The organism is Sphingomonas sp., from assembly GCF_035317925.1.
Taxonomy (GTDB): domain Bacteria; phylum Pseudomonadota; class Alphaproteobacteria; order Sphingomonadales; family Sphingomonadaceae; genus Sphingomonas_I.
In genome coordinates, this window is the sequence record NZ_DATHFV010000003.1 from 1 (window position 1) to 4,409 (window position 4,409).

7 protein-coding genes are annotated in these 4,409 nt (G+C 64.5%); 3 read left to right on the top strand and 4 right to left on the bottom strand.

Annotated features, from left to right (window positions below; translation table 11 throughout):
- From VK533_RS00115 to VK533_RS00125, 3 genes are all read left to right on the top strand, one after another.
- Nucleotides 1–474 (top strand): NepR family anti-sigma factor (locus tag VK533_RS00115; RefSeq protein ID WP_324373798.1); only part of this gene is annotated, 474 nt, incomplete at its 5' end.
- Between the two features lie 17 nt (nt 475–491).
- Entirely contained in the window at nt 492–2,069 is a 1,578-nt protein-coding gene (locus VK533_RS00120; RefSeq protein ID WP_324373800.1) for a sensor histidine kinase, read from the top strand.
- Nucleotides 2,070–2,322: 253 nt separating this feature from the next.
- Complete coding sequence (locus VK533_RS00125; protein WP_324373801.1) at nt 2,323–2,460, top strand: entericidin A/B family lipoprotein; 138 nt, start codon at nt 2,323–2,325, stop codon at nt 2,458–2,460.
- A gap of 39 nt (nt 2,461–2,499) precedes the next feature.
- Here the strand turns inward: VK533_RS00125 and tatC are convergent, their stop codons facing one another.
- From tatC to VK533_RS00145, 4 genes are all read right to left on the bottom strand, one after another.
- A complete protein-coding gene (gene tatC / locus VK533_RS00130) occupies nt 2,500–3,312 on the bottom strand; it encodes a twin-arginine translocase subunit TatC (protein ID WP_324373803.1) in 813 nt (270 codons plus the stop codon).
- Nucleotides 3,309–3,815 (bottom strand): Sec-independent protein translocase protein TatB, encoded by a 507-nt coding sequence (tatB, locus tag VK533_RS00135; protein WP_324373804.1) that lies wholly within the window; start codon nt 3,813–3,815, stop codon nt 3,309–3,311. Before tatB ends, tatC begins: the two co-directional genes overlap by 4 nt.
- 9 nt (nt 3,816–3,824) lie before the next feature.
- Nucleotides 3,825–4,076, bottom strand: coding sequence for a twin-arginine translocase TatA/TatE family subunit (locus tag VK533_RS00140; protein ID WP_324373806.1), 252 nt, complete (start codon nt 4,074–4,076; stop codon nt 3,825–3,827).
- A gap of 115 nt (nt 4,077–4,191) precedes the next feature.
- On the bottom strand, nt 4,192–4,409 hold a 218-nt coding region (locus VK533_RS00145; RefSeq protein ID WP_324373809.1), incomplete at its 5' end, for an SMC-Scp complex subunit ScpB.

Consider the following 4,409-nt stretch of genomic DNA (forward strand, 5'->3'; position numbering starts at 1 on the left):
ATAAGGCCTTGTGGGCAAGCGCCCGGACCGATGCAACCGAAAGCGGTGACGCGCATGGCGACTTATCCCCGGTTACAGGCGGTGCCTGATTCTTTAGCCCGGGTGCGGAACAAACATGCGGAGTTTTTGTTTCATGGTCGCGCGGGCTTTCCGCCGGGACGATCTTTGGGATCACGCCCCGATCCCTCAATGCCTATATACCGGGCGATGAAGGAAGGGGCTTCCCGAGGTGAAGTTTTGAGGGCAACGGACAACAAAGTGCGGCTGGACAATGATATTCAGCGGGGGGCGTTTGGTTTGACGGCGGACAAGACATCCAAAGCAGCCGGACGCGACAAGCAATCTGGAACGGGTAAACGCGGCGCGCGCGGTCATGACCCGCACGTTGCGAACGCGCTTCGCAACGCCTACGAAGAGGCAGTCGGCGAAGATGTTCCTCAGGAGTTTCTCGATCTGCTCGGCAAGCTTACCTGACGGAGGGCGATAGCCCGATGGCGTCGACGCCTTCGGCGGCACCTTTTTTTGCCCGCCTGACTCCGGACCGCTTTTCGACCGGTACCAAGATGCTGATCATCCTGACGGTGGCGTTGCTGCCGCTCGGGCTGATCGCCTTGTTCGCGTCGATTCAGTCAGCGCACGCCAAACAGGCGCAACGCGAGGCGGATGCACGCGTGGTCGCGACCGCCGAAGCGCGCCAGATCGACATATTGCTGTTGCGCGGCGCGGCCATGATCCGTGCCAATCTGACCGGACCGTTGCCGGATGCACGCTTTTGCCACACGCTGCTTGAGCGCGATCAGGCCGCCTTTGAAGCCAAGCTCAACCTCGCTTTATATGCCGCCGACGGCACGCTTGCCTGCGCCACGCCGGGTTTCGCCGCCACCGGCCTGGTGCATCCGCGCGCGGGCGCCCTCGACACCGATCTGCTGCCCGGCGAGGCGGGGCTGCGCTTCACCGTGCCCGCCCCCAACGGCAGCTATGGCATCGGCGAAATTCCAGCGCCGATGCTGCGCCAGGTGCTGGCGACCGGCAGCAATGAGGGGATCGTCCTCAACCAGAATGGCGCGCGGCTGATCGTCTCCAGCGTCGGCCGGGCCTCGCCGCTGGTGCGGCGGGTGCAGGTGAGCGCGCCCGCTGCGAGCGGCCAGATCCGGCTGCAGCTGACCGTGCTCGCCAACCCGATCAGCGCGGTCGAGATTTTGCTCGTGCTGCTGCCGGTGCTGATGTGGTCGGCCGCGGCGGCGATCTGCTGGGTGGTGCTCGATCAGGCGCTGGTGCGCCCGCTGCGGCAGATGCAACGCGCGATCGCGCTCTATCAGCCGGGCGACGGTCCGCTCATCCTGCCGCGCATCAGCACGCCCGCGGAGGAGATACGATCGCTGGGGGAGGCGCTGGAATCGACCGCCGCGCAGCTGGTCGCGCGCGAACTGGAGCTGGAAGAAGGCCTGAGCCACCAGGTCCGCCTGACGCGCGAAGTGCATCACCGGGTCAAGAACAACCTCCAGGTCGTCGCCAGCCTGATCAACCTGCACGCACGCGGCACCGAGGGCGATGTCGCCGCGGCTTATGCCTCGATCCAGCGCCGGGTCGATGCGCTCGCGGTCGTCCACCGCAATCATTACGCCGAACTGGAAGAAAATCGCGGTGTCGCCCTGCGATCGATCATCGCCGAGCTGACCGCCAATCTGCGCGCGACCGCGCCACCCGGCGCCCAACACCTGACGATCACGCTGGATATGGTCCCCGGCTTCATCACGCAGGACGTCGCCGTCCCGGTCGCCTTCCTCGTGACCGAGATCGTGGAACTGGTGATGAATTGCGACCCGACCGGAGCGATCGCGATCACGCTCACCCCCGGCGACACGCCCGAACGCGCCTTGCTGTCGATCGAGTCCAAAAAATTGGGCGAGGCCATATGCGAGGCGCACCCCGGCCGGGCGCGCTTCGAGCGGATCGTCACGGGACTCGCCCGCCAGCTACGCTCGCACCTCGACTATGACGGCGCGATCGGCCGCTATCAGGTCGCGATCGCGATCACGCCGGATTCGCTCGTGCCGGAAAAAAACTGAAAAAATTTTGCGGCTGTGGAACCGATCGCGCGGAAGGCCGTTTTTCACCCCGGATAGCGACCTTTTGCCCCCCCGCTCTCGCTGTCCGAACACATGGGCCCGAACGCGCCGATCCTCCCCCCCGGTGGCGCCTTCGGGCCCAAATTGTATCTGCGCCACAGCGATCGCTTCGATCGAACCGGCAGCGGAACCAAATCGGCGGCGGCTCATTCAACTTCAGCGCCCCTGGGGGCTCCAGAGAAGGAACAAGATCATGGTTCGCAAGACGCTCGAAATCGCCGCCATCGCGGGCATGCTGCTGCTCGCCGCCTGCAACACGATCTCTGGCGCGGGCAAGGACGTGTCGTCGGTCGGCAAGACCGTCACCAACACGGCCAACGACGCCAAGTAAGCCCTTGAAGGCTTAGGAGAGAGAAAAGGCGGCGCCCCCCTAAGACGGGGCGTCGCCCTTTTTTATGATCTGCGAACCATCATCCGCCGTCGCTTCGGCCATGCGCTTGCGTTTGCGCTCGGTGAACCAGATGCCGACGATCGCGAGTTCGTAGAGCAGCACCAACGGCACCGCCATCAGCAGCATCGATCCGGCGTCGGGCGGGCTCAGCACCATCGCGATCCCGAAATTGACCACAATCGCATAGCGGCGGAACTTGATCAGTTGGGTGCGGGTGACGATGCCCGCGCGTTCCAGCAGCATCAGCAGCACCGGCAGCAGGAAGGCCGCGCCGAAGCCGAACAGGAACTGCATGGTGAAGCTGAGATAGTTGGAAAGCTCGGGCAGGGCCTCCTGCTTGATGCCGCCGAGATCGCCCGAGAAGCCGTACAGATATTTGAGCGCGAGCGGGATCGCGATGAAGCGCGCTAGGCTCGCCCCCATCAGGAACAGCACCGGCGTCGCGATCAGGAAGGGCAAAAGCGCCTTCTTTTCCTTGCGGTAGAGGCCGGGCGCGATGAACTGCCAGAGCTGGTTGGCGATGATCGGAAAGGACAGCATCAACCCGGCGAAGAACGCGACCTTCACCTCGGTGATGAAGCCGCCGAACACCTCGGTGTAGACGATTTTGCTCTGTCCCGCCGCCTTGAGCGGATGGACCAGGAAGGACAGGATCGGGCGCGCGAAATAGAGGGAGACCGCGAAGCACAGGCCCAAGGCGGCGAACGACCAGATAAGCCGTTTCCGCAGCTCGATCAGATGCTCCATCAGCGGCGCGCGGCTGTCGTCGATCTCGTCGGTTTCTTCGGTCATGATTTGGGCGGCAGACCGAGCGGGAGTTCGGGACCGTCATCCTCGGCTATCGCGAGCGGTGGAAGGGTCGCGGGCTTGGTCACGCGCTTCGCCTTGGGCGGCGGATTGCCCTCGGGCACCGGCGGCGGCAGCTCGGTGCCGTTTTCGGCGGTGAGCGGCGCGGCTTCGGGCGCGGGCTCGATCGGCGAATCCGCATCCTCCTGGGCAGCGGGTGCGGGAAGCGCGGCCATTACCGGCTCGTCCGCCGGATGCTCGATCGCGTCCTGGAGCGGATGCTCGCGCATGATCCGCTCATTTTCGTCGCGCCACTTCTTCTCGATCTCTTCGAGTTCGGCCTGGCGGATCATTTCGTCGAGACCAGTGCGGAAATGGCGCGCCATGCCGCGCGCCTTGCCGATCCACTGGCCGGCGAAGCGCATCGCGCGCGGCAAATCCTTGGGCGGGATGACCGCGATGGCCACCGCACCCAGCAATAACAATTCGGTCGGTGCGACGTCGAACACGCTTGCGCCTTATTGAGCCGGACGGTCGTCCTTCATCGGCTGCAAATGCTGGTCGGGATTGGGTTCGACCGGCGGCTGGGCATTGAGGCGCGGCGCGGGCGGAGCGGGCTTGGTCGCATCGTCCTCCTCCGCCATGCCCTTCTTGAACTGCTTCACGCCCTTGGCGACGTCGCCCATCATGCTGGAAAAGCGGCCGCCGCCAAGCAGCAGCACCGCGATCACCGCGAAAATGAGGATATGAATGAAGGACAGGCCGCCCATTTTAACTCTCCGAAGACGTATTCGAGGGTGTATTTAGGCTCCGCACCCCCAATTGACCAGCCCGCCAAGGGCTTCGCGGGACGGAGCGAGAAGAAAGACCAGACAACGGTCCTTGTTATTCCCCGTCGTCGCTTTCGGCCTCCCGCGCATCATCATCTTCGAGGCTGAGATGCGCCTGTTCCATCGCAAGATCGACCGGATCGAGCAGACCGGCGGCGCGCAGATCGTCGATTCCGGGCAGATCCTTGCGCGAAACGAGGCCAAAATGGTCGAGGAAACCGGGCGTCGTAGCGTAAGTTAGCGGCCGTCCGGGGACGTCGCGGCGACCCGCGG

Excerpts from the sequence above, each read along its gene's own strand:
- VK533_RS00120 (WP_324373800.1), top strand. The coding sequence starts at position 492 with ATGGCGTCGACGCCTTCGGCGGCACCTTTTTTTGCCCGCCTGACTCCG.
- tatC (WP_324373803.1), bottom strand. The coding sequence starts at position 3,312 with ATGACCGAAGAAACCGACGAGATCGACGACAGCCGCGCGCCGCTGATG.
- VK533_RS00125 (WP_324373801.1), top strand. The coding sequence starts at position 2,323 with ATGGTTCGCAAGACGCTCGAAATCGCCGCCATCGCGGGCATGCTGCTG.
- VK533_RS00140 (WP_324373806.1), bottom strand. The coding sequence starts at position 4,076 with ATGGGCGGCCTGTCCTTCATTCATATCCTCATTTTCGCGGTGATCGCG.